This is a genomic window from Pseudomonas rhizophila (assembly GCF_003033885.1).
GTDB lineage: Bacteria > Pseudomonadota > Gammaproteobacteria > Pseudomonadales > Pseudomonadaceae > Aquipseudomonas > Aquipseudomonas rhizophila.
Window position 1 is genome coordinate 77,729 of record NZ_CP024081.1, and the last position, 25,721, is coordinate 103,449.

General features: G+C 60.8%; 25 protein-coding genes and 1 pseudogene. 14 read left to right on the forward strand and 12 right to left on the reverse strand.

Annotated elements, in window-relative coordinates:
• Positions 1-126 precede the first annotated feature (126 nt).
• Entirely contained in the window at positions 127-2,103 is a 1,977-nt protein-coding gene (locus tag CRX69_RS00330) for a methyl-accepting chemotaxis protein (protein ID WP_047226143.1), read from the forward strand.
• A 514-nt stretch (positions 2,104-2,617) separates the two neighbouring features.
• Positions 2,618-3,832 (forward strand): aldose 1-epimerase family protein, encoded by a 1,215-nt coding sequence (locus tag CRX69_RS00335; protein WP_107321365.1) that lies wholly within the window; start codon positions 2,618-2,620, stop codon positions 3,830-3,832.
• Between the two features lie 6 nt (positions 3,833-3,838).
• On the opposite strand, the gene CRX69_RS00340 is transcribed toward CRX69_RS00335, so the two are convergent.
• A complete protein-coding gene (locus CRX69_RS00340) occupies positions 3,839-5,332 on the reverse strand; it encodes a YifB family Mg chelatase-like AAA ATPase (protein WP_047226141.1) in 1,494 nt (497 codons plus the stop codon).
• 276 nt (positions 5,333-5,608) lie between these two features.
• Here CRX69_RS00340 and CRX69_RS00345 point away from each other — a divergent pair, with 276 nt between their 5' ends.
• The gene (locus CRX69_RS00345; RefSeq protein WP_240539576.1) at positions 5,609-6,772 is read left to right on the forward strand and encodes a sensor histidine kinase; all 1,164 of its coding nucleotides are present in this window, start codon (positions 5,609-5,611) and stop codon (positions 6,770-6,772) included.
• A 191-nt stretch (positions 6,773-6,963) separates the two neighbouring features.
• Here CRX69_RS00345 and CRX69_RS00350 read toward each other — a convergent pair whose 3' ends face one another.
• On the reverse strand, positions 6,964-7,224 hold the full coding sequence (locus tag CRX69_RS00350) for an accessory factor UbiK family protein (RefSeq protein WP_047226139.1): 261 nt from the start codon (positions 7,222-7,224) through the stop codon (positions 6,964-6,966).
• Positions 7,225-7,636: 412 nt separating this feature from the next.
• Here CRX69_RS00350 and glnK point away from each other — a divergent pair, with 412 nt between their 5' ends.
• The 4 genes from glnK to sutA all read left to right on the forward strand — a co-directional run bounded on the left by glnK (position 7,637) and on the right by sutA (position 10,397).
• On the forward strand, positions 7,637-7,975 hold the full coding sequence (gene glnK / locus CRX69_RS00355; RefSeq protein ID WP_002555808.1) for a P-II family nitrogen regulator: 339 nt from the start codon (positions 7,637-7,639) through the stop codon (positions 7,973-7,975).
• A 33-nt stretch (positions 7,976-8,008) separates the two neighbouring features.
• Entirely contained in the window at positions 8,009-9,334 is a 1,326-nt protein-coding gene (locus CRX69_RS00360; protein WP_047226138.1) for an ammonium transporter, read from the forward strand.
• A 212-nt stretch (positions 9,335-9,546) separates the two neighbouring features.
• Positions 9,547-9,972, forward strand: a complete 426-nt coding sequence (locus CRX69_RS00365; RefSeq protein WP_047226195.1) for a secondary thiamine-phosphate synthase enzyme YjbQ — start codon at positions 9,547-9,549, stop codon at positions 9,970-9,972.
• Between the two features lie 101 nt (positions 9,973-10,073).
• Positions 10,074-10,397, forward strand: coding sequence for a transcriptional regulator SutA (gene sutA, locus CRX69_RS00370; RefSeq protein WP_014340827.1), 324 nt, complete (start codon positions 10,074-10,076; stop codon positions 10,395-10,397).
• A 130-nt stretch (positions 10,398-10,527) separates the two neighbouring features.
• Here the strand turns inward: sutA and CRX69_RS00375 are convergent, their stop codons facing one another.
• From CRX69_RS00375 to lptM, 6 genes are read right to left on the reverse strand one after another with little or no spacing between them, the layout of a single operon-like run.
• Entirely contained in the window at positions 10,528-11,232 is a 705-nt protein-coding gene (locus CRX69_RS00375; RefSeq protein ID WP_107321366.1) for an HAD family hydrolase, read from the reverse strand.
• Positions 11,229-12,128: a tyrosine recombinase XerC gene (xerC, locus tag CRX69_RS00380; protein ID WP_076383081.1), complete on the reverse strand. Its 900-nt coding sequence runs from the start codon at positions 12,126-12,128 to the stop codon at positions 11,229-11,231. The genes CRX69_RS00375 and xerC overlap by 4 nt, the downstream gene beginning before the upstream one ends.
• 2 nt (positions 12,129-12,130) lie before the next feature.
• Entirely contained in the window at positions 12,131-12,853 is a 723-nt protein-coding gene (locus tag CRX69_RS00385; protein ID WP_107321367.1) for a DUF484 family protein, read from the reverse strand.
• Positions 12,854-12,866: 13 nt separating this feature from the next.
• Positions 12,867-13,697 carry a diaminopimelate epimerase gene (gene dapF / locus CRX69_RS00390; protein ID WP_047226134.1) on the reverse strand — a complete coding sequence of 277 codons (831 nt, stop codon included), beginning with the start codon at positions 13,695-13,697 and terminating at the stop codon, positions 12,867-12,869.
• Positions 13,698-13,701: 4 nt separating this feature from the next.
• Entirely contained in the window at positions 13,702-14,949 is a 1,248-nt protein-coding gene (gene lysA, locus CRX69_RS00395; protein WP_047226133.1) for a diaminopimelate decarboxylase, read from the reverse strand.
• Between the two features lie 9 nt (positions 14,950-14,958).
• Entirely contained in the window at positions 14,959-15,129 is a 171-nt protein-coding gene (lptM, locus tag CRX69_RS00400; protein ID WP_047226132.1) for an LPS translocon maturation chaperone LptM, read from the reverse strand.
• Between the two features lie 202 nt (positions 15,130-15,331).
• Here lptM and cyaY point away from each other — a divergent pair, with 202 nt between their 5' ends.
• The 3 genes from cyaY to rnk all read left to right on the forward strand — a co-directional run bounded on the left by cyaY (position 15,332) and on the right by rnk (position 16,575).
• Positions 15,332-15,664: an iron donor protein CyaY gene (gene cyaY / locus CRX69_RS00405; protein WP_047226131.1), complete on the forward strand. Its 333-nt coding sequence runs from the start codon at positions 15,332-15,334 to the stop codon at positions 15,662-15,664.
• A 4-nt stretch (positions 15,665-15,668) separates the two neighbouring features.
• On the forward strand, positions 15,669-15,887 hold the full coding sequence (locus CRX69_RS00410; RefSeq protein WP_047226130.1) for a DUF1289 domain-containing protein: 219 nt from the start codon (positions 15,669-15,671) through the stop codon (positions 15,885-15,887).
• A gap of 277 nt (positions 15,888-16,164) precedes the next feature.
• Positions 16,165-16,575 carry a nucleoside diphosphate kinase regulator gene (gene rnk, locus CRX69_RS00420; RefSeq protein ID WP_047226129.1) on the forward strand — a complete coding sequence of 137 codons (411 nt, stop codon included), beginning with the start codon at positions 16,165-16,167 and terminating at the stop codon, positions 16,573-16,575.
• A gap of 5 nt (positions 16,576-16,580) precedes the next feature.
• Here the strand turns inward: rnk and CRX69_RS00425 are convergent, their stop codons facing one another.
• The 3 genes from CRX69_RS00425 to CRX69_RS00435 all read right to left on the reverse strand — a co-directional run bounded on the left by CRX69_RS00425 (position 16,581) and on the right by CRX69_RS00435 (position 20,365).
• Positions 16,581-19,424 carry a class I adenylate cyclase gene (locus tag CRX69_RS00425; protein ID WP_047226128.1) on the reverse strand — a complete coding sequence of 948 codons (2,844 nt, stop codon included), beginning with the start codon at positions 19,422-19,424 and terminating at the stop codon, positions 16,581-16,583.
• Positions 19,425-19,603: 179 nt separating this feature from the next.
• Positions 19,604-19,852 carry a TIGR02647 family protein gene (locus tag CRX69_RS00430; RefSeq protein WP_047226127.1) on the reverse strand — a complete coding sequence of 83 codons (249 nt, stop codon included), beginning with the start codon at positions 19,850-19,852 and terminating at the stop codon, positions 19,604-19,606.
• Positions 19,853-20,080: 228 nt separating this feature from the next.
• Complete coding sequence (locus CRX69_RS00435) at positions 20,081-20,365, reverse strand: hypothetical protein (RefSeq protein WP_076383078.1); 285 nt, start codon at positions 20,363-20,365, stop codon at positions 20,081-20,083.
• Between the two features lie 124 nt (positions 20,366-20,489).
• Between CRX69_RS00435 and CRX69_RS00440 the strand changes: the two genes are divergently transcribed.
• Positions 20,490-21,149, forward strand: coding sequence for a glutathione S-transferase family protein (locus CRX69_RS00440; RefSeq protein ID WP_107321369.1), 660 nt, complete (start codon positions 20,490-20,492; stop codon positions 21,147-21,149).
• 129 nt (positions 21,150-21,278) lie between these two features.
• On the opposite strand, the gene argH is transcribed toward CRX69_RS00440, so the two are convergent.
• The gene (gene argH / locus CRX69_RS00445; RefSeq protein WP_047226124.1) at positions 21,279-22,673 is read right to left on the reverse strand and encodes an argininosuccinate lyase; all 1,395 of its coding nucleotides are present in this window, start codon (positions 22,671-22,673) and stop codon (positions 21,279-21,281) included.
• A 459-nt stretch (positions 22,674-23,132) separates the two neighbouring features.
• On the opposite strand from argH, the gene CRX69_RS00455 reads away from it, so the two are divergent.
• The 3 genes and pseudogenes from CRX69_RS00455 to CRX69_RS27770 all read left to right on the forward strand — a co-directional run.
• Complete coding sequence (locus tag CRX69_RS00455) at positions 23,133-23,879, forward strand: LytR/AlgR family response regulator transcription factor (RefSeq protein ID WP_047226123.1); 747 nt, start codon at positions 23,133-23,135, stop codon at positions 23,877-23,879.
• Positions 23,880-24,026: 147 nt separating this feature from the next.
• Entirely contained in the window at positions 24,027-24,968 is a 942-nt protein-coding gene (hemC, locus tag CRX69_RS00460; protein ID WP_047226122.1) for a hydroxymethylbilane synthase, read from the forward strand.
• Positions 24,965-25,711: pseudogene (locus tag CRX69_RS27770) on the forward strand (uroporphyrinogen-III synthase); the annotation flags it as partial. The gene hemC and the pseudogene CRX69_RS27770, both read left to right, overlap by 4 nt.
• Positions 25,712-25,721: the final 10 nt, after the last annotated feature.

Sequence of the window (25,721 nt, forward strand, 5' to 3'; positions counted from 1 at the left end):
TTTCGCCGCCGAATGTGTGGAAGTAGTACTTTCGTATTAGAAAGGGACTGCCTACATATCACCCGAATAAAATTGCCGAGTGTGCGACGTGATCAGGATGATCCGGTCACTTGGCTAGGAGCCGTCATGTCTCAACCTCGTGCCCGAATCGCCTCACAGCTGGGCCTCGCCCTTGCCGTGATACTGGCGATCGTGATCTCCGGCAGCACCGTCTTTGCTCTGCGCTCGCTGGACTCCGCCAACCTCGCGACCCGTGAAGAACACCTGGCCAGCGAAGCGCGCCTGATGGCCGACCAGCTCAATACGTTCCATGGCACCCTGCGTGAAAGCACGCAGCGATTGAGCGGGCTGTTCGATAAACGTTTCAGCGCAGGCCTGAGCGTTCACCCGGATGAGCCGGTCGCGGTGGCAGGCGTGCAGGCTCCAACCCTGAGACTGGGCAGCGAAGTGCTGAACAACAACTTCAAGGAAGTTGATGAGTTCAGGCAGACGACCGCCGGAGTGGCGACAGTGTTCGTGCGTAGCGGCGACGATTTCATCCGCGTGAGCACTTCCTTGACCAAGCAGGACGGTTCGCGGGCGATCGGCACCTTGCTCGACCGTGCCGGCCCGGCTTATGCCCCGGTCATGAGTGGGCAGAGCTACATTGGTCGGGCCCTGCTTTTCGGGCGCTTCTACATGTCGCAGTACACCCCCGTACGCGATAGCAGCGGTAAGATCATTGCCGTGTTGTATGTGGGATTCGATTACACCGACGCACAGAACGCCCAGTTCGAGAACCTCAAGCGCTTCCGTATCGGTCAGACCGGTTCGCTGGCGGTACTGGATGAGCAAAACAAATGGTTGGTTCCGCCAGCGGGTGTGCAGGCGCTGGAGCAGGCGACCGGGACCATCAAGGAGTTGGTCAAGAAGCCAGGCAAAGGTGTGTTCTGGAGCGATACCGCTGAAGATTTCTACAGCGTTGCCGTGCCGTTCGAGGACGGTCCGTGGGCGGTGGTGGCGAGCATGCCGAAAGCCGAGATTCGCGCCGTGACCTGGAGTGTTGGTACGCAACTGGCTATCGGCAGCTTGCTGGCCATGTTGCTGGCCGTGGGCTCGGCGGTGTGGCTGCTGCGCAGCAAACTGGCCCCGCTGGGCGATCTGGTGCGCCAGGCCGAGGCGCTGGGCGCCGGCGACCTGAGCGTGCGTCTGAATGTGTCGAGCCACGACGAAATCGGTCAGTTGGCCCGTGCGTTCAACCAGATGAGCCAGGCCCTGTCGACCATGGTCGAACATATCCGCAAGGCCTCGCAAGAGGTCAACAGCCGCGCCCAGGCCCTGTCCGGGTTGTCCAGCGGGGCCTATGAGGGCATGGAGCAGCAGTCCGGCGAAATCACCAGCATGGCTGGCGCAGTGGAAGAGTTCAGCGCGACCTCGTTGAACATCGCCGATAACATGGGCAATACCGAACGCCTGGCCCAGGATAACGCCCAGCAAACCCGCATCGGTCGTACGTCGATGGATGAAGCATCCTCGTCGCTGGAGCAAATTGCTGGCGCACTGAACAGCACTGCCACGGTCATCAACACCTTGGGCCAGCGCTCCCAGGAAATCGGCGGCATCGTCGGGGTGATCACCTCGATCGCCGAGCAGACCAACCTGCTGGCGCTCAACGCGGCCATCGAAGCCGCCCGTGCGGGTGAGCAGGGTCGGGGCTTTGCCGTAGTGGCTGACGAAGTTCGTAGCCTGGCGTCCCGTACCCGTCAGGCCACTGACGAAATTTCCGGCATGATCAATAGCATCCAGCAGGAAACCGGTAACGCCATCAGTACGATGGAGAAAGGCAACTTGTTGATGCAAGAAGGCTTGTCGCGCAATGCCAATGTGGCCTCGGCCCTGGCGCGCATCGACGAGCAAAGCCGTTCGGCAGGCCAGCAATTCGCGGCGATCACCACCGCCACTCAGGAGCAAAGCAGCACCGCGACCCTGCTCAGCAGCAACCTGCAAAGCATCGCCATGGCCAACAGCGAACAGCGCGAAGTGGTCTCGAACCTGGCGATCACCGCCAAGGAACTGGAAAAACTGGCGCAGGACCTGCGCAAAGAGGTTGACCGGTTCCGCTGAGGCGTCCTGCAGACTCATCGCGAGCAAGTTCACCCCAGATCCCTCTGGGAGCGAGCTTGCTCGCGACAACAGTGGCATAGCCYACATCCCCGCCACTGACCCACCGCTATCGCGAGCAGGCTCGCTCCCACAGGGGCTTGGCGGCGAACGAAGGTTTTGCGGCCATCCCCCGATCAGTGTGGGAGCGAGCTTGCTCGCGAAGGCGTCGGCATAGCCAACATCCCCGCCACTGACCCACCGCTATCGCGAGCAGCTCGCTTCCACAGGGACTTGGCGGCGAACGAACATTTTGTGGGCCATCCCGATCAGTGTGGGAGCGAGCTTGCTCGCGAAGGCGTCGGCATAGCCGACATCCCCGCCACTGACCCACCGCTATCGCGAGCAGGCTCGCTCCCACAGYGGCTTGGCGGCGAACGGGCGTTTGCGGTTTTCAAGGTTATCGCTGTTTTTAAGCTTGCTGAAACGTTTCTTCAAGTCTATAAAAACCGCACAACTCCAAGAAAAGGCTGCCCTTATGACTCCGCTCAAACTTGTCATTGCCCTCAGCGCCCTGGGCGCTACGTCCCACGCCATGGCCTGGGATTACGTCCTGCTCGACACCGATAAAGCCGCTCAGCCCTGGAAAATCACCAGCCAGCAGCTAGGCGTGAAAACCGACAAGCCGTTTTCCGTGACAATGCGCACCCTGCATGGCGGTCGGCAGGAAGGCGTCAGCATCGTCGATATCGACAACGGTACGATGAAGCTCTCGGTCGTCCCGACGCGGGGCATGAACGTGCTGCAGGCCTCGGTCGGTGAAGTGCGTATGGGCTGGGATTCGCCGGTCAAGGAAGTGGTCAATCCGTCGTTCATCGAGCTCAATGGTCGCGGTGGACTGGGCTGGCTCGAAGGCTTCAACGAGCTGGTGACCCGCTGTGGCTACGAATGGGTCGGCCATCCCGGTATGGACAATGGCGAGCTGCTGACGCTGCATGGCCGCGCCGCCAACATCCCGGCCAACAAAGTGACGCTGCACATCGATGAAAAACCGCCTTATGCGATTACTCTGCGGGGCGAGCTGAAGGAGCAAGCGTTCAAGAAGGTCGATTTCTCGGTACAAACCGAACTGCTGACCGAGCCCGGCAGCGTGAGCTTCGCACTCAAGGACACGCTGACCAACAACGGCGACTATCAGAAGGAATACCAAGCGCTTTACCACAGCAATTTCAGTACACCGTTCCTGGAGCAGGGGGCTCGCTTCGCGGCGCCGGTCAAGCAGGTCTCGCCGTTCAACGACAAGGCCAAGGGCGATCTGGCGGATTGGCAAACCTACCGAGGGCCAACCAAGGACTACGACGAAACCGTCTACAACGTCGTGCCTTATGCCGATGCCAAGGGCGACACCCTCACCGTGCTGCACAACAAGGCCGGTAGCCTCGGTGTATCGGTGGGCTTCAACACCGGCACGCTCCCCGTGTTCTCCCTGTGGAAAAACACCGATACCCAAGGTCAGGGTTACGTGACCGGGCTGGAGCCGGGCACCAGTTTTTCCTATAACCGCCGGTATCAACGGCCACTGGGCCTGGTGCCCACCATCGCGCCAAAAGAGCACAAGCAGTTCCAGATCCACTACAGCCTGTTGGCGGATAAAGGTGCCGTGGATAAAGCCCTCAAACGTATCGATGAAATCCAGGGCGCCCAGCAAACCGAAGTACGAAATACGCCGCTGGTGGACCTGAGCAAGCCATGATGCCCATCAGGGCGTGGCGGGCCGGTATTGCAATGCTTCGGCCAAGTGCTCCCGACTGATTCGATCCGCTTGCTCAAGGTCCGCTAGCGTACGGGCGACCTTGAGCAGGCGGTGGGCAGCTCGCAGCGACAGGGTCAGTCGTTCGCAGGCGGTTTCCAGCCAGGTTTCATCGGTTGTGGATAACTTGCAATGCCGACGCAAACCCGGCAGATCCAGGAACGCGTTGGCACAGCCCTGGCGCTTTTGCTGGCGTTCGCGGGCCTCGGCCACTTGCTCGGCTACGGTAGCCGTATCCGCACCGGATTCGCTTTTTGGGCTCAACGCCGTGGCTTCCCGGGCGACGGTCAGGTGCAGGTCGATGCGGTCCAGTAAGGGGCCGGAGAGTTTATTGCGGTAGCGCTGCACCATGTCCGGCGTACACGAGCATCGGCCACTGGTCTCGCCAAGGTATCCACAGGGGCAGGGATTCATCGCCGCCACCAACTGAAAACGCGCCGGAAAGCGCACCCGGTCACGAGCGCGCGAAACCACGATGTGGCCCGATTCCAGCGGCTCCCTCAAGACCTCAAGAACCTTGCGGTCGAACTCCGGCAGTTCATCGAGAAACAGCACGCCATGGTGGGCGAGGGTGATCTCTCCCGGTTGCGGCTTTGAGCCGCCACCCACCAGCGCCGGGCCGGACGCCGAGTGATGCGGTTGACGAAACGGGCGCTGCGGCCAATGGCTCAACGGTACGCAACTGGCGACCGACTGAATCGCGGCGACCTCCAGGGCTTCACTTTCAGCCAGTGGCGGCAACAACCCCGGTAAACGACTCGCCAGCAATGTCTTGCCGGTGCCTGGTGGTCCGCTGAACAACAGGTTATGAGCTCCCGCAGCGGCGATCAGCAATGCGCGCTTGGCCCCGACCTGGCCTTGTACTTCATTCAAGTCAGGATAGGGCTTGCTCGCCGAGAGCAGCCCGTTGGAAACATAAGGCACCACCGGGGTATGGCCATTGAAGTGGGCTACCGCTTCGAGCAAATGGTCCACCGCGATCACCTTCAGCCCCGATGCCAGACAGGCTTCCTCGGCATTCGCTCGCGGCACCAGCAGCGTACGCCCGGCCTTGCGCGCCGCCAGCGCCGCGGGCAACACACCGCGCACCGGGCGCACCGCGCCGGACAACGCCAACTCCCCGAGACATTCCACATCGTCCAGCATCAGGGTTGGCACCTGTACGCTGGCCGCCAGGATCCCCAGGGCAATCGCCAGGTCGAACCGCCCGCCGTCCTTGGGCAGATCCGCCGGCGCCAGGTTCAGCGTGATGCGCCGCGCCGGGAAATTCAGGCCCGAATTGATGATCGCGCTGCGTACCCTGTCCTTGCTTTCCTTCACCGCCGCTTCAGGCAAGCCGACCATCGTCAGTGATGGCAAGCCATTGGCCAGATGGACTTCAACGGTAACGGCAGGAGCCTCCACCCCCACCTGGGCGCGGCTATGGACAATGGCGAGCGACATGCAATCGTTCCTTGAGTGAATAAGGGGCCGCGTCCTGCGGCTCTTGAAGGTTAGTCGTGGGATAGGCTTTCGGTGGGGCAATCGAAGGCGAAAATTTTGCCAGGATGTTGCGGTTACTAATGGCCGATCACCCCCGCGAACACGATGGCGATAGGGCGCGCGTTCGTTCAGCAGGGCTCTGCGGTCGTTTCACGGAGCCTTCGAAATGACCGCCCCAGCCCCTGCTAGACTCCGATTTGTCCAATCGGCATCTACGGCACAGGGAGTGAGTGGCCCATGAACGATCTGCTGGCTCTGTTAACCGACAAGCGCTTTATACCCCATGGGCATTGCTATATGTGGCGACCGGATTTGCTGTGGACCAATGTCATTGCCGATGGCTTGATCACCCTGTCCTACATCTCCATCCCCTTCCCCCTTCTGTACTTTATCCACAAGCGCAAAGACGTGCCTTTTGACTGGATGCTGACGGCTTTTGGTGTGTTCATCCTGGCCTGCGGGACCAGCCATGTGATGGAAATCCTGACTATCTGGCAGCCCTACTATTGGCTGTCGGCGCTGGTTAAGGTAATCACTGCTATCGCCTCGGTGATTACTGCCATCCTGCTGGTTCGGCTAGTGCCTGCGGCCCTTAAGATCCCCAGCCCGCAGCAACTGGCCAGGGTCAATGACGAGTTGCGTGAGGCGCAGGCCGAACTGGTCACTACCGCGCGCCGGGCCGGTATGGCGGAAATCGCCACCAATGTGCTGCACAACGTGGGCAATGTACTCAATAGCGTCAATGTGTCAGCCCGACTCTTGTACGAGAAAGTGCACGCATCCAAGGGGCAGGGGGTGATCAGGGTTGCTGAATTGATGAAGGAGCATTCCGATGATCTCGGCGCCTTTATCAGCAGCGATCCGAAAGGTCGCGCGCTACCCGGCTATCTTGGCAAGTTGGCCGAAGCCCTGGCAGCCGAGCAGCGGAGCATGATCGATGAGTTGGTGCAGCTGACCAAGAGCATCGACCATATCAAGGAAATCGTCGCCACCCAGCAGTCCTATGCCGGTAACTCCAGCGTGCTGGAGCCGGGTTCGCTGCGAGAGCTGATCGAGGATGTGGTGCGCATCTGCGATGTGTCCCTGGCGCGTCATCATGTGACGCTGATCAAGGAGCTCGCCGATATTCCGATGATGTCGCTGGACAAGCACAAGGTGCTGCAAATACTGATCAATCTAATCAACAACGCCAAGCAGGCGCTTGATTCGGTGGCGGATCGACCGTCGCGCATTACCCTGCGTCTGAAGGCCACTGACGACAAGCATGTGCGGATCGAGGTCGAGGACAACGGCGAGGGTATCTCCAGGGACAATCTCACCCGGGTGTTCGAGCATGGTTTTACGACGCGCGCCGACGGTCACGGCTTTGGCCTGCTGCGCACGAGATGGGCGGCGAGCTGACGGTGCAGAGCGCGGGGCCGGGTAAGGGCGCGCTCTTTACCCTGGAGTTGCCGCTGGCGCTGGCCCAAGGTCAATCCCAGCGAGCCGCGTGTGGCTGACCTAGTCGGCTTGAGGCCTCGGCAAGAAAGCGTTGCAGGGGCAGGGGAGCGAGACAAAAAATCGCAGCCTTCAGCAGCTCCTGCTGGGGGATTTTATTCGGTAGGAGGATTTATCTTCGTCTCCAACTCCGCCACCTTCGCCTCCAGGCTCTCCAACCGCGCCCGGGTCCGGGCCAGTACGACCATCTGGCTGTCGAATTCTTCCCGGCTGACCAGATCCAGCTTGCTGAACCCGCTTTGTAGCAGGGCCTTGAACTGGCTTTCGATTTCGCTTTTGGGCAGGGGTGTGTCGCCGCTCAAGAGGCGGGAAGCGTGGCCGCTCAGGGCGTCGAGGAGGTCTTTGGGCGCAAGCATGGCAGGTGTCCTGAAAACGATGAGGGCAGTGTATCACGCAGCGTCTATATTCATTTGGCGAGCAAGGAGTGCACGCTTTTCGCGCACTGGACCGGGCATCGTCGCACTGATGTTGTGCGTATTGTTCCGGTTCGGGGTGCGGCGCGAGCCGGCACAGTGGGTAAGAGACTGAAATCAGAAGGTTTGGGCACAGATGGCAAGGTTTCTGCTTAGTGGCTGATGACCCATGCACTGATGCAGTCGCTGTGACGAATGCAGTGCAGCCGGCGAGGCGGGGAGCTTCGTCAGAGTGGTTAGCTGGCACCGGTCGGGCAACTTGGGCCGACGATGCGTTACAAAGCCAGGCACTGCGCTTAGACTTGAGTCGGGTTTGTTTTCCTGGGGCAAGTCCACCAATTCGGGAGAAAGTTTCATGAAGCTAGTCACTGCCATCATCAAGCCGTTCAAGTTGGACGACGTGCGCGAGTCGCTGTCCGAAATCGGCGTGCAGGGCATTACCGTTACTGAGGTCAAAGGCTTCGGTCGGCAGAAAGGTCACACCGAGCTGTATCGCGGCGCGGAATACGTGGTTGATTTCCTGCCCAAGGTGAAGATCGATGTCGCCATTGACGACAAGGATCTGGACCGGGTTATCGAGGCGATCACCAAGGCCGCCAATACCGGCAAGATTGGTGACGGCAAGATATTTGTGGTCAATCTGGAACAGGCTATTCGCATCCGTACCGGCGAAACCGATACCGACGCTATCTAAGCCGCCAAACCCAACGCCCCAGGAGAAAACAATATGACTCTGCGTAAATTCGCAGGGCTAGGAGCCCTGTTGTCCTTCGTAACGCCTGGCCTGGCCATGGCAGAAGAAGCGGCAGCCCCAGTCCTGAACTCCGGCGACACTGCCTGGATGCTCACTGCCACAATTCTTGTACTGTTCATGACTATTCCCGGCCTGGCGCTGTTCTACGGCGGTATGGTTCGGTCGAAAAACATTCTTTCCGTGATGATGCAATGCTTTGCCATTACCGGTCTGATCAGCATCCTGTGGGTCATTTATGGCTACAGCATTGCGTTCGACACCACGGGGATGGAGCAGGGCGTCGTCAACTTCAATTCGTTCGTCGGCGGTCTGAACAAGGCATTCCTGGCGGGCCTCACGCCTAGTAGCCTGACTGGCCTGTTCCCTGAAGCGGTGTTCATCACCTTCCAGATGACGTTCGCCATCATCACCCCGGCCCTGATCGTCGGCGCGTTCGCCGAGCGGATGAAGTTCTCCGCCATGCTGATCTTCATGGCCGTGTGGTTCACCCTGGTGTATGCACCGATTGCGCACATGGTCTGGTCCGGCAACGGCGGCCTGATGTGGGACTGGGGTGTGCTGGACTTCGCTGGCGGCACCGTGGTGCACATCAACGCCGGTATTGCTGGCCTGGTGGCGTGCCTGGTACTGGGTAAGCGCAAGGGCTTCCCGACTACCCCGATGGCACCGCATAACCTGGGTTACACCTTGATGGGTGCGGCCATGCTGTGGGTAGGCTGGTTCGGCTTCAACGCCGGTTCCGCCATCGCGGCCAACGGCACCGCCGGTATGGCAATGCTGGTTACCCAGATTGCAACCGCTGCTGCGGCGTTGGGCTGGATGTTCGCCGAGTGGATCACCCACGGTAAGCCAAGCGCACTGGGCATTGCCTCGGGTGTGGTGGCGGGTCTGGTGGCGATTACTCCGGCTGCCGGCACCGTGGGCCCGATGGGCGCCCTGGTCATCGGCTTGGCGGCGGGTGTGGTGTGCTTCTTCTGCGCCACTACCCTCAAGCGCAAAATGGGCTATGACGACTCCCTGGACGCCTTCGGCGTGCACGGCATTGGCGGTATCCTGGGCGCGATCCTGACCGGTGTGTTCGCAGCGCCGGCCCTGGGTGGCTTCGGCACCGTGACTGATATCGGCGCGCAAGTGTGGATTCAGCTCAAGGGTGTAGGCTTCACGGTGATCTACACCGCGATCGTCACCTTCATCATTCTCAAGGTCCTGGACGCCGTCATGGGTCTGCGTGTCTCCGAGGAAGAAGAAGCGGTCGGCCTGGACCTGGCCCAGCACAACGAGCGTGGCTACAATCTGTAAGTACACGCAATAAAAAATGCCCGGTTCGCCGGGCATTTTTTTGTCTGGAGTTTGTCATTGCTCACAGGATGTGTCGGTTTTTCCGACGTCTTTTGTTATGTACGCGACATGGGTTTTTCTACCGCCATCGGCTTACACCAAAGCAGGCGTATTAGGCCCTTTGTTTTTTCCCAGAGCGCGCTAGAATGCGCGCCGAACGTGCGGAGATCTGTATGTGGCAACAGACGCTGATAACCCTGCGGGCAAGGCCTCGGGGCTTTCATCTGGTAACGGACGAGTTGCTCGCCGGCCTGCCTGAACTCCGGGCATGTCGTGTCGGTCTGTTGCATCTGTGGCTGCAGCATACCTCGGCCTCGTTGACCATCAACGAGAACGCCGATCCGGCGGTGCGTCGAGACTTCGAACGATTTTTCAATCGGCTGATCCCACAAGGAACCGCCGATTATGAGCACAACGACGAAGGCCTGGACGACCTCCCGGCGCACTTCAAGGCCAGCGTGCTGGGGTGTCAGCTTAGCCTGCCGGTCACGGCGGGACGGTTGGCATTGGGTACCTGGCAAGGTGTTTATCTGGGCGAGCACCGTGATCATGGCGGTGCTCGTAAAGTCCTCGCCACTTTGTACGGTGATGGGGAGTAACCGCTGATTGCCGGCGGATGTTGAATTTTTTCTGGCAGCCTTCGACAGACGGCGAAGCTGGGCTATAACTAATCTGCTTTTCGCAAGTCATGAGGTAGAACATGAGCGACGATGATCTGGAAAACGACGACCTCGAAGTAGGTGACGAAGACGAGACCGAAGAAGGCCTGGAAGCGGCGGCTGAAGACGTCGCCGATGACGATGGGGCCGATGTACCGGCGCCAACCGCCAAAGGCAAGGCCAAGGCGGCGGTTTCGGTCGACGAGTTGCCGAGCGTAGAGGCCAAGAACAAGGAGCGTGATGCGCTCGCCAAGGCCATGGAGGAGTTCCTGGCCCGAGGCGGTAAAGTGCAGGAAGTGGAGGCCAACGTTGTTGCGGATCCGCCCAAGAAACCGGACAACAAGTACGGCAGCCGCCCGATCTGAGCATCTGCTTCTTGCTTGCTGAAAAAGCCCGCCGTCGCTGCGGGCTTTTTCATGGGCTATAAAAATCTTCAGGCCAGGCGCCGCGGCTCGCTCCCACAATTTGAGTTCTTGTGGCCACAAAACAGGCGGTTCAGGGTTGGCTATGCCACCCCGCCAGCAACCCCGGCAGCTCGGTCAGGCTGCGAATCTCCGCATCCGGTACATGCTCGGCATCCCAGGTTTTACCCGTCGGATTGAACCAGATTGCCCGCAAGCCGGCCTGTTGGGCGCCGGCGATGTCGTCACCCGGATGATCGCCAATGTGCACGGCGGTTTGCGCCGTGGCGCCGCCGCGTTGCAAGGCTTCGTGGAACAACCGGGCGTCAGGCTTGGCGATGCCGATGTCCTCGGCGCACAGGGCGAACTTGAAATAATCCGCCAGTCCCAGGCGACGTACATCGGCGTTGCCATTGGTGACCACGCCGAGGGCGAAATGGTTGGCCAGAATTTCCAGGGTAGGCTGCACCTCGGGAAAGATTTGCAGTTGGTGACGGGCGTGCAGGAATGTTTCGAACGCTTCGTCCGCCAGCTCCGAGGCTTGCCACTGGTCATAACCGGCATCCTGCAAGGCACGGAACAGCACTCGTCGGCGCAGTGCGCTGATGCGGTGCTTCAGGCCGGGCTCCTCGCGCAACACTTGCTCGCGAATGGTAAAAAGATGCTCCACCGGCACGCTGCCCAGGTTCGGGGCGTTGTCGGTCAGCCACTGGCGTAAGATGGCCTCGGCACTGGCGATCACCGGGGCGGTGTCCCATAGGGTGTCGTCGAGGTCGAAAGTGATGAGCTCGATGGTCATGATTCGTCGCCCTTGATTCGTTTGGCCCTTGGGTGGGCACTGTCATAGACCGTTGCCAGGTGCTGGAAGTCCAGGTGGGTATAGATCTGGGTGGTCTTGATGTCGGAGTGGCCGAGCAGTTCCTGGACGGCGCGCAGGTCCTGGGAAGACTCCAGCAGATGGCTGGCGAAGGAATGCCTGAGCATGTGGGGATGCAGGTTCTGTCCCAGTTCGCGTTCACCGGCGGCCTTGACCCGCACCTGGATCGCCCGCGGGCCGAGACGCCGGCCTTGCTGGCTGACAAATACCGCGTCGTCGGCCGGGTTGGTCAGCGCCCGCAACGGCAGCCACAGCTCCAGGGCCTCACGGGCTTTGCGGCCAACGGGCAGCAAACGTGTCTTGCTGCCCTTGCCCAGCACCTGGACCATGCCATCGGCCAGGTCCAGTTGATCCAGGTTGAGCCCCGTCAGTTCGGAAAGCCGCAGGCCGGAGGAGTAGAACAATTCGAGAATCGCCTGGTCCCGTCGCGCCAGGAAGTCATCCTCGACAGCGCCTTCCAGCAATTGCAGGGCCCGATCGGTGTCCAGGGTCTTGGGCAACCGGCGTTCGCCCTTGGGCGGTGCCAGGCCGGTGGCGGGGTCGTGATCGCACAGCCCTTCGCGGTTGAGGTAGTGGTACAGGCCTCGCACTGCTGACAACAGTCGCGCCAGGCTGCGGGAGGATTGCCCTTGTTGATGAAGGCGGGCGACCAAGCTGCGCAGGCGCTGGATGTCCAAGGCTGCCCAACTGCCGATGTTTTGCTTCTGGCACCAGGCCAACACTTTTTCCAGGTCGCGGCGATAGGCCGACAGCGTGTGGGGCGACACCTGGCGCTCACTGCGCAGGTGTTCGCAGTAGGCGTCCAGCTGCCGTTCCATCATCAGCGTACCGAGCGCAGTGAACCAGTCATGCGCGGCAGGACCCGGCCGGTGACTTCGGCGATGTAGCTTAAAAACAACGTGCCCACCGAGTTTTTGTAGTGTTGCGGATCACGACTGGCAATGGCCAGCACGCCATGTACGCCCTGGTGGGCGATGGCGACGACAGCGGTGGAGCCGATCTGCTTGCGCTGTTCTTCGCCGAAGAGGAAGTCCAGCTCATGTTCGCGCAGGCTGCCGCTGACGCTCTTGTTCTCCGTGAGCAAGCCGCCGATGGCTGTCTGTGCATCGGCGTGGGTTACCCAGCGCCCCACTGGCATGGCGTTATCGCCAAAGAGGATCAGGCTGACAAAAGGCACCTGGAAATCCTGGCGCAGACTGTCTTCGACACTCATCACCAGGTCTTCGAGGGTGTTGGCATCCATGAGCGCCAGGATCAAGCGACGGGTCTTGTCGAAGAGCCGATCGTTATCCCGGGCTACGTCCATCAGGTGCGAAAGACGATGGCGCATTTCGATGTTGCGCTCGCGCAGAATCTTCATCTGATGCTCGACCAGCGACACGGTGTCGCCGCGGCGGTGGGGGATGCGCATCGTTGCCAGCAGTTCTTCATGCTCGACGAAGAAGTCCGGGTGAGCCTCCAGGTACGCGGCCACGGCTGCGGCGTCCGGATGGCTGGGGGATTCGTCGGGCTGCGGGGCTGGAACCTGTGGCTTGTCGGTCATGGGTTTGACTCACTCAAAGACGAACTTGTCCTTCGTATACGCGTACTGCCGGGCCGGTCATCAGCACCGGTTGGCCGGGGCCTGCCCATTCGATGGACAAGCGTCCACCGGGCAGGTCGATCAGTAAAGGCGAATCCATCCATCCCTGACTGATCGCGGCGACTGCCGCCGCGCAGGCGCCGGTGCCGCACGCCTGGGTTTCCCCGGCACCGCGTTCCCAGACGCGCAATTGCGCACGGTGGCGGTCGATGACCTGCAGGAAACCGACATTCACCCGCGCGGGGAAGCGCGGATGATTTTCGATCTTCGGCCCCAGCTCATGCACTGGCGCGCTGTTGATATCGCTGACTCGCAAGACGGCATGGGGGTTGCCCATGGATACTGCCGCCAGTTCCACCGTGGTGCCGTCGACCTCCAACTGATAGCTCAAGGCCTGGGCCGGCGCTTCGAACGGAATGTCCTTCGGTGCCAGGCGCGGGGCGCCCATGTTGACGCCGATCTGGCCGTCGTTGCGCACATCCAGTTCGATGATGCCGCTTTTAGTCTCGACGCGAATCTGCCGTTTGGCGGTCAGGCGCTTGTCCAGCACGAATCGGGCGAAGCAGCGGGCGCCGTTGCCGCACTGCTCGACTTCCGAACCATCGGCGTTGAAGATCCGGTAACGGAAGTCCACGTCCGGGTTGTTGGGCGCCTCGACGATCAGCAACTGGTCGAAACCGATACCGGTGTGCCGGTCGCCCCATTGTTTGGCATGCTTGGGCAGGATGTGCGCGTGCTGGCTGACCAGGTCGAGGACCATGAAGTCGTTGCCCAGGCCGTGCATCTTGGTAAAACGCAGCAGCATGGTTTTACTCCGGCAGCAGGCTTTCGCCGGCAAACAACTCGGCTACCGTCTCGCGGCGACGCACTTCAAACGCCTGATCACCGTCCACCAGCACTTCGGCGCAGCGGCCGCGAGTGTTGTAGTTGGAACTCATGACAAACCCGTAGGCCCCGGCCGAATGCACGGCCAGCAGATCGCCTTCTTCCAGCGCCAGCTCCCGACCCTTGGCCAGGAAGTCGCCGGTTTCGCAGATAGGGCCGACAATATCGTAGCTGCGGGCGGCGGTAGCGCGAGGGCGCACCGCGGTGACGTCCATCCAGGCCTGGTACAGCGCCGGGCGGATCAGGTCGTTCATCGCCGCATCGACGATGGCGAAATCCTTGTGCTCGGTGTGCTTGAGGTATTCGACCCGGGTCAACAGCACGCCGGCATTGGCAACGATGTAGCGGCCCGGCTCGAACATCAGGGCCAGGTCGCGACCGTCGAGGCGTTCACGCACCGCCTTGACGTAGTCGGCCACCAGTGGCGGCTCTTCGTCGCGGTAGCGCACGCCGACGCCGCCGCCCAGGTCGATGTGACGCAGGTAGATGCCGCAATCGCTGAGGCGGTCGACCAGCGCCAGCAGGCGGTCGAGGGCATCGATAAAAGGTTCGAGGGTGGTCAGTTGCGAACCGATGTGGCAATCCACGCCCAGCACTTCCAGGTTCGGCAGTTGGGCCGCGCGTACGTACACATCCTCGGCGTCGGCAATGGCGATGCCGAACTTGTTTTCCTTGAGACCGGTGGAAATGTACGGGTGCGTGCCAGCATCAACGTCCGGGTTCACGCGCAAAGAGATCGGCGCGCGGACACCCATCTCGGCGGCGACCAGTTGCAGGCGCTCCAGCTCATCGGTCGATTCGACGTTGAAGCAGTGCACCCCCACTTCCAGTGCGCGGCGCATGTCTTCACGGGTCTTGCCTACGCCGGAAAAAACGATCTTGTCGGCGCTGCCGCCAGCGGCCAGCACGCGTTCGAGCTCACCACCGGAAACGATGTCAAAGCCGGCACCCAGGCGTGCCAGGACGTTGAGTACACCGAGGTTGGAGTTGGCCTTTACGGCGAAACATACCAGGTGCGGCATGCCGGCCAGAGCATCGGCGAAGGCCAGATACTGGGCTTCGATGTGTGCACGGGAATAAACGTAGGTTGGCGTGCCGAAACGTTCCGCGAGCGCGGACAAGGCAACCCCTTCCGCGAACAGCTCCCCGCCACGGTAGTTAAAAGCGTCCATGGCGTTCCCTTAATAAGTGGTGTGGGTATCGTGCGCGTGGGACTTGGATTGCGACGACTTGGCCTGTTCTTCAGGGGATTTGCTGTCGTCGGGCAGGTACAGCGGACCTTTTTGACCACAGGCTGTCACAAGGCAAGCAACCGCGACGAGCGCAGCAAGGGAAGAGATCAGGCGCTTCATGGCGAAATCCTTGAAAATGCGTTAATTGCGCCGGAGTATACCGGCCACCCGGCAGCTTGCCTATGCAACGGGGTTCCCGTCCGGCGCCGGGAGGCTTTTCCCAAAGCCGGCTGTCGTCGGTCGGTATATCCTTTGCAATCGCCGGGAAGCGTCCGTATCTTGCGGCGCTTGAGCATGAGCAGACATTTTCGAGGTTGCCGCAATGAGTTTGACTGAAGCCCGTTTCCACGATCTGGTCGATGCGACCCAGCAAACGCTGGAGGATGTATTCGACGAAAGCGAGCTGGACATCGACCTGGAAAGCTCCGCCGGGGTGCTGACCGTCAAGTTCGAAAATGGCAGCCAGTTGATTTTCAGCCGCCAGGAGCCGTTGCGGCAACTGTGGTTGGCGGCGGTGTCCGGCGGTTTCCACTTCGACTACGACGAGGAAAGCGAGCGCTGGATGTGCGACAAGAGCGAAGAGCAATTGGGCGAGATGCTCGAGCGCATCGTCAAGCAGCAGGCCGGGGTGGAACTGGATTTCGAAGGCCTTTGACAGCGTGAGCCAGAACACTCCGGCGCGGCCGCCCAAACCGCTCTACAGCAACGTCAGCCCCGCAGTGCCCTCTCCGTGCACCAGCGTGTGCAAGTTGGATGAGCAGAAGGTCTGCCTCGGTTGTTTCCGTCATGTGGAGGATATCCGCGAATGGCGCTCGGCCGATGATGAGCGCCGGCGGGTGATCTGTGCCGAGGCGGCTAAACGCAAATCTCTGGTGTAATCGCCCACTGTGTGGGAGCAAGGCTTGCCCGCGATGAAGACGACGCGTTCTTCCAGAAATCGAGGCGCCTGTTTCGCGAGCAAGCTTTGCTCCCACAATCCCCGCGCCACAGTAATTCTGCTCCCCATGACAATGGGTAGATTTGGCCCGGGTTGTTTATTTATTGAGCTGTGATAGTGTCCAGCTACGCCTCAACTCATCGAGGCCCGTGAAAACCCCGTCTTTTTGTGGCGGGGTTTTGCTTTTTTCGTGCAGAACAAAGGAGTCTGCCTGAATCATGACCGTACCTTCCATCACCCTTACACGTCTGGACGTACAGCGTCTGGAGCGCCTGATCGATAGCCTTGATGAAACGCTGCCGGGCGTGATTGCGTTGCAAACCGAACTGGATCGTGCCGACACCGTGGTAGGCCACGATGAAGTGCCCGCCGATGTCGTGACCATGAATTCGCGTGTGCACTGCCGCGAAGAAAGCAGCGGCAAGGACTATCACCTGACCCTGGTTTATCCACAGGACGCCAATGCCGACGAAGGCAAGATATCAATCCTTGCCCCGGTAGGCAGCGCACTGTTGGGCCTGAAGGTTGGCCAGCACATCGACTGGCCGGCGCCGGGCGGCAAGACGCTGAAACTGACATTGCTTGCCGTGGAATACCAGCCGGAAGCGGGCGGCGATTTCCACCTCTAGGCGCTTCAGACCAAGGCCAGCGCCTCGTTCAGGGCGCGTTCCAGGTCAGCCTTGTAGCGCAGGTACAAATTACTTGAGCAGGCCCCATCACCCACAAGACCCGAGAGGTCCAGGTCGGTGATGTAGCAGCGATAGCGTTCGGCCTCACGGCGCTGTTCGACGATCTCCCTGGCGACCACGCGGAACAACTGGTCGCCATGTTCCAGCTCCGAAAACTCCCGCTGATCGCAATACAGGGTGACGTGCACCTGCCCATGAGTGGCTTTGCCGATGATTGCCTGCACGTCATAGAACGGCTTGTTCACTGGCGTTTGCGGCGCCTGCCGCGCCTCGATCCGCCGTGCCCGCCCGCTGCCCGAGGGCAGGAGCTGGTAGTACAGGGTTTCCAGGGGCAATGGCTGGGTGGCATCCATCGGCAGTAACGCGTCGCGGCGGTACAGCACCGATTGCAGGAAGCGCTGCAGCGGCAGCAGCAGGCTGTGGTCGTCGTGATAAGGCAAGCGCTGTTGCCACAGGGCATTGAGCTCATCGAGCACGTACAGCTCAGCGTCGTCCTCGTTGACCCGGTAGAACACCTGAATGCACTCGGGCTGCCCCATGGGCAGGATCAGCGCCAGGTCATGGTCCTCCAGAGCCATCGGATCCAGATGCAGAGGGCTGTAGGCCGTCAGCTCCTCGCCCAGGTAATCCATCAGCGCCGACAGGCTGCCCAGGGCCACGTGATTGACCTGGCCCGGCACCAGCTCCAATACGTGGTAGTGCTGCTGGACCTGGAGCAGATAGCGGTGGTTGAGCCTACTCAGCAGCAGGGTCTGCGCCGTTTCGATGACTTCCTCGACCCGGCGGGCAATGAACTGCGCGCGGTTGTGGCAGAAACAGCGTACCTGCAAACGCGGCTGGCGCTGAGTGACGGGCAGGTCATTGAGGTAATCGCGCAGGCAGTCGAGCAGGGCGTGCTCGCCGTCGAAGCGGTTGACCAGCACCTCGTTCCAACTGTTGAGCGTGACCTGATCCAGGGTCAGCACCAGGTTCTCCCGAACCCCGGCGTAGCTCAGGGAGTCCGTGCGCTCGGTGGTCATCAGGATATTGAGGTCGCGATGATGCTTGAGCGGATCGACGCCGACGTTAACCAGTATCAGCACTTCGCTGGGCACGCTGGCGCGCAACAGCTGTTCTTCATCTACCGTGCTCAGCGGCAGGGCGATGGACTGTTGCAGGCTGCCCAGCAGGTTGAACAGCTCAAACTCACTCAGGTCGCTGCTACCTGGGTGCAGCGCAAGGCGCGTACTGCTGTCGATCACACCGTTGCGATGGCACCAGGTCAACAACTCCAGCAACTCGCGGCAGCGTTTGATCGGTGCGAAGTTTTCCCACTCCAGGGCATTGAGGCTGCCGTTGTACAGGCCCCACTGGTTCTGCCCGGGTTCTTTCTTGTTCGGTGACTGCACCAGCGTCAGGGTGTCTTCGGCCAGGTCCGGGGCGATGCCGGGGTTGATGAACTCGACTTTGTCGGCCTTGCGTTCGAATGCGGCATACAACCGCCGGCCCAGGACGTTGAGGTCGCGCTTGTTGATCAGGCTGACGGTTTTTTCGGTGCGGGCGAACTGGGTCAGGAAGCGGTAGCTGTAGGTCAGTTCGTTGACCAGCGCCCGCCGTTCGTTGCTGACCTGACGCACTTTCCACTGGCTGCGGCTGTCCAGCAGCGCCAGTTGCCGTGGGTCCCAGCCCCATTCCCGGGCCAGACGCTCAAGCAGAACCCGTTGCCAGCCCGTGCTGCGCCCCTGGCCGGTCAGCTTGCGATTGACCTTCAGGTAAAGCGCCCTGCGCACCAGCTCCAGGCGTTCGGATTCACCTCGGGCGTTGAGGTACTCCTCGATACGACGGTAAACCACCATGTAGGGATCCAGCTCTTCCAGGTCCAGGCGGTTGGCGAACACCGCCTGTTTGAAGCGCAGGCTCAGGCAGCGAACGTCCGGGTGTTCGCTGGCGTAGACTTCGATCAGCAGCAGCTTGAGCACTGATTTGTAGGGCGACTCGATGCCCTTGAACAATTGCCAGAGGCCGGCGCCGATGAATTCTCCCGGCGGGATATAGGCCAGGTGCCCCAGGTTGAGCGTTTCATCGGCGCGGATGAAGCGTTTGGAAATCAGCGTGTGGGTGTACTGCTCATAGTTTTCTTCTTCATACACCGGCACCAGCCACCAGATCGGCGTGCGTCCGGCCAGCCAGATCGCCGTGCGGTAGAACTCGTCCAGCAGCAGGTAATGCTGGGTTGTACCGCAATCGTCGGAACTGAGCTGAGTGTCCCGGTCGCCGCGGACAAAGCGCGCCGGGTCGATCAGGAAAAAATGCGCTTCAGCGCCCTGGGTCGCCGCCCAGGTTTCCAGCAGTAGACATTTTTTGCGCAGTTCGGCCAGTTCGTCCTCGCTCAGGTCCGGACCATGGCAGACCCACACATCCATGTCGCTTTGATCCGCTTGGGCGAGGGTGCCGAGGCTGCCCATCAGAAACAGACCCAGAATCGGTCGCGGCGGATTGCTGCCGTGGCGCGGCTTGTAGGAGAACGAGCGGGTCAGCCGCTGGGCTTCGGCGAGGACGCTGGCGTCGGGCTCATAGTTGGACAGCCCGGCAGGTGTGCTGCCTGAGACATAGCCGGGCAGGAGCGGGTGATTGACGTGGAAAAACAACGGCAACAGCGTCAGCACGCTTTGCTGGCGGGTCGACAGACCTTCCAGGGCGCGATCCATCCGTACGCTGTTGAGCTTGAGAAAACGTGCGCGCAACTGGCTCAGGACCTTGCGGTCGATTCCCTCGTCCAGATCGGGGCGTATTTCGTGATTGCGGGTCATGTCAGCTCAAACCGGCTCGCGGCGTCGAACGTGGGAGATCACAGGTGGTGGCAGTTTAGCGCCCGAACCCGGGATTTCTTAAGCTGAATGTATGTTTTTGACGTCAGAATTTTTACACAGTGCGCCAGGGCGCCTGCGGAAACCTCGATGAAGGAGATTTCCGTGGGCGACAGGAGGAATCAGGCGGCTTCTTTTACGACGTTGAGAATGGTCAGCAGGCTTTGCACATGCTCGGCGGCATCCCGGCCCAGGCTGGTCAGGTAACCACCGTCGGACTGGGTTATCAGGTCTTTTTCGAACAGGCGTTTAGCGGCAGCGATGGCAGAGGGGGCAGCGGTCTGATGGATTTTCAGGCCTTCCTGGGAACTGTCCAGGTTGAAGAGTGCAAGGATTTCCAGTTCGGCAACCAGCTCAGGGGTAAGCGACATAAGGACTCCAGACTTTCTAGGAATTTGGTCGACAGCGTCACTAAAGTGAGCGCACTCGGCCAAGCTGTCCAGTGTCAGCGTCATGCTTTTTTTGTTTTGGGTGACCGCAGGCGTAATTCGTTGTGGCGAGGGAGCTTGCTCCCGCTGGAGCGCGAAGCGGTCCCAATAGCTTGATGGCTGCTGCGCAGCCGAGCGGGAGCAAGCTCCCTCGCCACAGTCGGTGAGACCTTATTTCTTTTCTGGCGGTAACTCGGGAAGAGCGCGCAACGCCGTTTCGTACCACTGGGTATCGAACGCACGGTCCTCTTCCAGGATCGCGTCAATTTCCACTGCCAGCACATGGGCCATCAGGTTGAGAATTTCTTCGCGCTCGTAACCCACCAGGGTCAATTTATTGAAAACGGCCTTGGCCGCTGGCGGGTTGTCATTTTCGATCTGGTTTTCGATGGCCTGGATCAGCGTGTTCTCGACGAACTCTTCTTCGTCGTTGTCGATGTCGGTTGGCTCGCTCATGGCAGGCTCCTTGGAGAAAGGTCGCCAGTTTACCTGCATTCAGCGCAGTGATGCGCCTGGCAAGAAACGGCTCGGCGGTCTATAACGCAAGGCTGCCAACCCCGCACGGCCTGGAGGCTTTGTCATGCTCAAGCTTTATGGTTTTTCCGTCAGCAATTATTACAACATGGTTAAGCTGGCGTTGCTGGAAAAGGGCCTGCCCTTCGAAGAGGTGCCGTTCTACGGCGCTCAGACCCCCGATGTGCTGGCCATCAGTCCGCGGGGCAAGGTGCCGGTGCTCAAGACCGAGCAAGGGTTTATCAACGAAACCAGTGTGATCCTCGAATACATCGAGCAAACCCAGTCGGGTAAAGCCCTGCTGCCCAGTGATCCGTTCGAACGTGCCCAGGTACTGGCTTTGTGTCGGGAAATCGAGTTGTACATCGAGCTGCCGGGACGGGCTTGCTACACCGAGGCGTTTTTCGGCATATCGGTACCCGAAGCCATCAAGGAAAAGACCAAGGCCGAATTGCTGCTGGGGTTCGCCTCGCTCGGCCGTCACGGCAAATTCTCGCCCTACGTGGCGGGTGACAGTCTGAGCCTGGCCGATCTGTATTTCCTCTACAGCGTATCGCTGGCGTGCCAGGTGGGCCGGAAAGTGTTCGATATCGACTTGCTGGCGGATATGCCGGCGGCCAAGGGGCTGATGGAGCGGCTGGAGCAGAACCCGAATGTGCAGCGGATTGCGGCCGACAGGGAGGCAGAGATGCCAGCGTTTTTGGCGATGATTGCTGCCAAGAAGTGAGTTTTGTGGTGTTTTGAAGTGAGTCATCGCGAGCAGGCTCGCTCCCACATTTGATCTCCATGTGTTCACACATGTGCGTTCACTGAAGATCCACTGTGGGAGCGAGCCTGCTCGCGATGCTTTCGGCTTTTAACGGCTGGCGAGCATCGCCTGGCCGCGCACCACGGCAGCCTTCACCTGGGCAGGCGCTGTGCCGCCGATGTGGTCGCGGGCATTGACCGAACCTTCCAGAGTCAGCACGGCAAACACGTCCTGCTCGATCTGGTCACTGAACTTGCGCAACTCGTCCAGGCTCATCTCCGCCAGGTCCTTGCCGTTGTCCACGCCGTACTTCACGGCATGGCCGACGATTTCGTGGCAATCACGAAACGGCAGGCCACGGCGTACGAGGTAATCAGCGAGGTCGGTGGCGGTGGAGAAGCCGCGCAAGGCCGCTTCGCGCATCACTGCATGCTTGGGCTTGATCGCCGGGATCATGTCGGCAAAGGCCCGCAGCGAATCACGCAGCGTATCGGCGGCATCGAACAGCGGTTCCTTGTCTTCCTGGTTGTCCTTGTTGTAGGCCAGCGGCTGGCCCTTCATCAGGGTCAGCAGGCCCATCAGCGCACCGAACACCCGACCACTCTTGCCGCGTACCAGCTCCGGCACGTCGGGGTTTTTCTTTTGCGGCATGATCGAGCTGCCGGTGCAGAAGCGATCCGGCAGGTCAATGAACTGGAATTGCGCGCTGGTCCACAGCACCAGTTCTTCGGAGAAGCGCGACAGATGCATCATCGCAATGCTCGCGGCGGCGCAGAATTCGATGGCGAAATCGCGGTCCGAAACGTTATCCAGCGAGTTGCCGCCCACGGCGTCGAAACCCAGCAACTGTGCGGTGTATTCACGATCGATCGGGTACGTGGTGCCGGCCAGCGCGGCGCTGCCCAGGGGCATGCGGTTGGTGCGCTTGCGGCAGTCCACCAGGCGCTCGTAGTCGCGGCTGAGCATTTCGAACCAGGCCAGCATGTGATGCCCAAACGTTACAGGTTGAGCGGTTTGCAGGTGCGTGAAGCCCGGCATGATGCTCTCGGCCTCGCGCTCGGCCTGCTCCAGCAAGCCTTTTTGCAGACGGGTGATCTCGCCCAGGATCAGGTCAATCTCATCGCGCAGCCACAGGCGAATGTCGGTGGCCACCTGGTCGTTTCGGCTGCGGCCGGTGTGCAGCTTCTTGCCGGTCACGCCGATGCGATCGGTCAGGCGCGCTTCGATGTTCATGTGCACGTCTTCGAGATCGACGCGCCAGTCGAACTGGCCGGCCTCGATTTCAGCCTGGATGGTTTTCAGGCCATCGATGATGCTGTCGCGCTCGGCATCGGTCAGTACGCCGACCTTGGCCAGCATGGTGGCGTGGGCGATCGAGCCCATGATGTCGTGGCGATACAGGCGCTGGTCGAAGTTGACGGAGGCGGTGAAGCGGGCGACGAAGGCGTCGACGGGTTCACTGAAGCGGCCGCCCCAGGACTGATTGGTCTTGTCAGTGCTCATGAATTCGCTCGTGATCGGCTGTGGAAAAAGTAGCGGTTAAAGGCTGCGGCGGATGATAGCAGGGTTGCCGGGACTGGCGCTGGCACTGGTCGGCAGGTTTTTTGCGCACAACCCGAGCATTTAATGGGTTTTTTGCACAACGATATTTTTCGATTGAGCAATATCGGCGCGGCAACCGTCTACAGTGGACTGTAGGACTTTTACTTTTTCATCCACGGAGCATTGGACGAATAGAAGAGGGGGGCTCGTATTGGTCAGATGGAGTGTTAACAATTCCTACGACGGCGCCGTGCGACAACAGGCCTCAAGCATCGATTGGCAGGCGCGGGTAAAGATAGGTAACCGCCTCGCGGCACTTTTTGGCCCTCGAACGAGTCTTAGCGTGGATCGCGGTGACGGATGTCACTTCCCCTGTCTACGCTATCCTTGTGCGAGACTCACGCAGGAATCCAGCGCAATATGAATGTCCTGATCGTTGATGACGAACCACTGGCCCGTGAGCGCCTGAGCCGAATGGTTGGCGAACTCGAGGGTTACAGTGTCCTGGAGCCGAGCGCCACCAATGGCGAAGAGGCGTTGGCCCTTATTGATAGCCACAAGCCGGATATCGTGCTGCTCGACATTCGCATGCCTGGCCTGGACGGTTTGCAGGTCGCGGCGAAGTTGTGCGAGCGTGAGTCACCGCCCGCGGTGGTGTTCTGCACCACTCGGGACGACTTCCCGCCGGAGGTGCTGCAGGCCGGCGCCGTGGGCTATCTGATCAAGCCGGTCACTGCCGAGGCGCTGGTCGAGGCCTTGCGCAAGGCCGAGCGGCCCAACCGCGTGCAACTGGCGGCGTTGACCCGTCCGGCCGCCGAAAGCGGCAGCGGCCCGCGCAGCCACATCAGTGCGCGCACTCGCAAAGGCATTGAACTGATCCCATTGAATCAGGTGGTCTACTTTATCGCCGACCATAAATACGTGACCTTGCGTCACGAGAGCGGCGAGGTGTTGCTGGACGAACCACTCAAGGCTCTTGAAGACGAGTTCGGTGAACGCTTCGTGCGCATCCACCGCAACGCCTTGGTGGCTCGCGAGCGTATCGAGCGTTTGCAGCGCACACCCCTTGGGCATTTCCAGTTGTTTCTCAAAGGCCTCAATGGCGACGCGCTGATTGTCAGCCGGCGGCACGTGGCCGGCGTGCGGAAGATGATGCAACAGCTTTAGCTTGAGGTTCCAAGGCGTCCAAGCCGTTTAGCGCGTTCCATTTCCAGGACATTGACGGCCAGGGAGGCCTTGGGGTCGTGATTCAAGTCAAAGCGAATTTGACTGAGCTGTTATTATCCGCCGTATCTTTTAAGTACGGATTGATCCATGTCCCCTCGCGAGATCCGCATCGCCACCCGTAAAAGCGCCTTGGCCCTCTGGCAGGCCGAATACGTCAAAGCCCGTTTGGAAGAGGCCCATCCCGGCCTGATCGTGACGCTGGTGCCCATGGTCAGTCGCGGCGACAAGCTGCTGGACTCGCCGCTGTCGAAAATCGGCGGCAAGGGCCTGTTCGTCAAGGAGCTGGAAACCGCGCTGCTGGACAACGAAGCCGATATCGCCGTGCACTCGATGAAAGATGTGCCCATGGACTTTCCGGAAGGCCTGGGCCTGTTTTGCATCTGCGAGCGAGAAGATCCACGCGATGCGTTCGTTTCCAACACGTTTGCAAGCCTCGACGCCCTGCCCGCCGGGAGTGTGGTCGGCACCTCCAGCCTGCGTCGCCAGGCGCAGTTGCTGACCCGCCGCCCAGACCTGCAAATCCGCTTTCTGCGGGGCAACGTCAATACCCGCCTGGCCAAACTCGATGCCGGTGAGTACGACGCAATTATCCTTGCCGCCGCCGGCCTGATCCGCCTCGGTTTTGAAGATCGCATCACGTCGGCCATCAGCGTCGATGACAGCCTGCCGGCCGGTGGGCAGGGGGCGGTGGGTATCGAATGTCGCAGCGCCGACAGCGAGATCCATGCCCTGTTGGCACCGCTGCATCACGACGACACCGCCACCCGGGTCTTCGCCGAGCGCGCCCTCAACAAACACCTCAATGGCGGTTGCCAGGTGCCGATCGCCTGTTACGCCGTACTCGAAGGCGAGCAGGTCTGGTTGCGCGGTCTGGTGGGTGATCCGAACGGTGGCCGACTGCTCAGTGCCGAGGCCCGTGCGCCGCGCCGCGATGCCGAAGCGCTGGGTGTCCGGGTAGCCGAAGACCTGCTCAGCCAGGGTGCCGACGACATTCTCAAGAAGGTCTACGGCGAGGCGGGCCACGCGTGACGGGCTGGCGGCTGCTGCTGACCCGGCCGGTCGACGAGTCGTCGGCCCTGGCGGCTGTCCTGGCCGAGGCCGGGATCTACAGCAGCAGCCTGCCGTTGCTGGATATCGAGCCGGTCCCCATGTCCGACGCCATGGGGGAGACTTTTCAACGGCTGGACCAGTACTGTGCCGTGATTGTGGTGAGCAAGCCCGCCGCACGTTTGTGTGTGGAGCTGCTGCGCCAATATTGGCCCCAGCCGCCAGACCAGCCATGGTTCAGCGTGGGGGCGGCGACCGGGCAGATCCTTATCGATGCCGGCCTCACTGTGTTTTATCCCGACCACGGCGATGACAGCGAAGCCTTGCTGGAGCATCTGGTGTTACGCCAGGCTATCACCCGACCCAATCCCAAGGTTTTGATTGTGCGTGGCGAGGGCGGGCGCGGCTTGCTGGCGGAGCGCTTGCGCGAGCAAGGTGCTAGTGTCGATTATCTGGAACTGTACCGGCGCAGCCTGCCGCATTACCGAGAAGGTGAGTTGGCGGCAAGGGTCAAAGCGGAACGCTTGAACGCGCTGGTGGTCAGCAGTGGGCAGAGCTTCGAGCATCTGCAGCGGTTGGCTGGCGATGAGTGGCCCGCGCTGGCGCGGTTACCGTTGTTCGTTCCAAGCCCAAGGGTTGCCGAGATGGCCCGTGCCGCCGGGGCCCTGACAGTTGTGGATTGCCGTGGCGCCAGTGCTGCGGCTTTGCTGGCGGCGTTACGGGATCAGTCCGTGC

Bases quoted from the DNA above. Each gene is read 5' to 3' on its own strand.
- hemC (WP_047226122.1), top strand. From the start codon at position 24,027: ATGTCCCCTCGCGAGATCCGCATCGCCACCCGTAAAAGCGCCTTGGCC.
- cyaY (WP_047226131.1), top strand. From the start codon at position 15,332: ATGAGTTTGACTGAAGCCCGTTTCCACGATCTGGTCGATGCGACCCAG.
- CRX69_RS00330 (WP_047226143.1), top strand. From the start codon at position 127: ATGTCTCAACCTCGTGCCCGAATCGCCTCACAGCTGGGCCTCGCCCTT.
- CRX69_RS00360 (WP_047226138.1), top strand. From the start codon at position 8,009: ATGACTCTGCGTAAATTCGCAGGGCTAGGAGCCCTGTTGTCCTTCGTA.
- CRX69_RS00340 (WP_047226141.1), bottom strand. From the start codon at position 5,332: ATGTCGCTCGCCATTGTCCATAGCCGCGCCCAGGTGGGGGTGGAGGCT.
- CRX69_RS00430 (WP_047226127.1), bottom strand. From the start codon at position 19,852: ATGTCGCTTACCCCTGAGCTGGTTGCCGAACTGGAAATCCTTGCACTC.
- CRX69_RS00375 (WP_107321366.1), bottom strand. From the start codon at position 11,232: ATGACCATCGAGCTCATCACTTTCGACCTCGACGACACCCTATGGGAC.
- dapF (WP_047226134.1), bottom strand. From the start codon at position 13,697: ATGCTGCTGCGTTTTACCAAGATGCACGGCCTGGGCAACGACTTCATG.
- CRX69_RS00335 (WP_107321365.1), top strand. From the start codon at position 2,618: ATGACTCCGCTCAAACTTGTCATTGCCCTCAGCGCCCTGGGCGCTACG.
- CRX69_RS00425 (WP_047226128.1), bottom strand. From the start codon at position 19,424: ATGACCCGCAATCACGAAATACGCCCCGATCTGGACGAGGGAATCGAC.
- xerC (WP_076383081.1), bottom strand. From the start codon at position 12,128: ATGGAACGGCAGCTGGACGCCTACTGCGAACACCTGCGCAGTGAGCGC.
- CRX69_RS00350 (WP_047226139.1), bottom strand. From the start codon at position 7,224: ATGCTTGCGCCCAAAGACCTCCTCGACGCCCTGAGCGGCCACGCTTCC.
- lysA (WP_047226133.1), bottom strand. From the start codon at position 14,949: ATGGACGCTTTTAACTACCGTGGCGGGGAGCTGTTCGCGGAAGGGGTT.
- CRX69_RS00435 (WP_076383078.1), bottom strand. From the start codon at position 20,365: ATGAGCGAGCCAACCGACATCGACAACGACGAAGAAGAGTTCGTCGAG.
- CRX69_RS00455 (WP_047226123.1), top strand. From the start codon at position 23,133: ATGAATGTCCTGATCGTTGATGACGAACCACTGGCCCGTGAGCGCCTG.
- argH (WP_047226124.1), bottom strand. From the start codon at position 22,673: ATGAGCACTGACAAGACCAATCAGTCCTGGGGCGGCCGCTTCAGTGAA.
- CRX69_RS00345 (WP_240539576.1), top strand. From the start codon at position 5,609: ATGAACGATCTGCTGGCTCTGTTAACCGACAAGCGCTTTATACCCCAT.
- CRX69_RS00440 (WP_107321369.1), top strand. From the start codon at position 20,490: ATGCTCAAGCTTTATGGTTTTTCCGTCAGCAATTATTACAACATGGTT.
- lptM (WP_047226132.1), bottom strand. From the start codon at position 15,129: ATGAAGCGCCTGATCTCTTCCCTTGCTGCGCTCGTCGCGGTTGCTTGC.
- rnk (WP_047226129.1), top strand. From the start codon at position 16,165: ATGACCGTACCTTCCATCACCCTTACACGTCTGGACGTACAGCGTCTG.
- CRX69_RS00365 (WP_047226195.1), top strand. From the start codon at position 9,547: ATGTGGCAACAGACGCTGATAACCCTGCGGGCAAGGCCTCGGGGCTTT.
- glnK (WP_002555808.1), top strand. From the start codon at position 7,637: ATGAAGCTAGTCACTGCCATCATCAAGCCGTTCAAGTTGGACGACGTG.
- CRX69_RS00385 (WP_107321367.1), bottom strand. From the start codon at position 12,853: ATGACCGACAAGCCACAGGTTCCAGCCCCGCAGCCCGACGAATCCCCC.
- sutA (WP_014340827.1), top strand. From the start codon at position 10,074: ATGAGCGACGATGATCTGGAAAACGACGACCTCGAAGTAGGTGACGAA.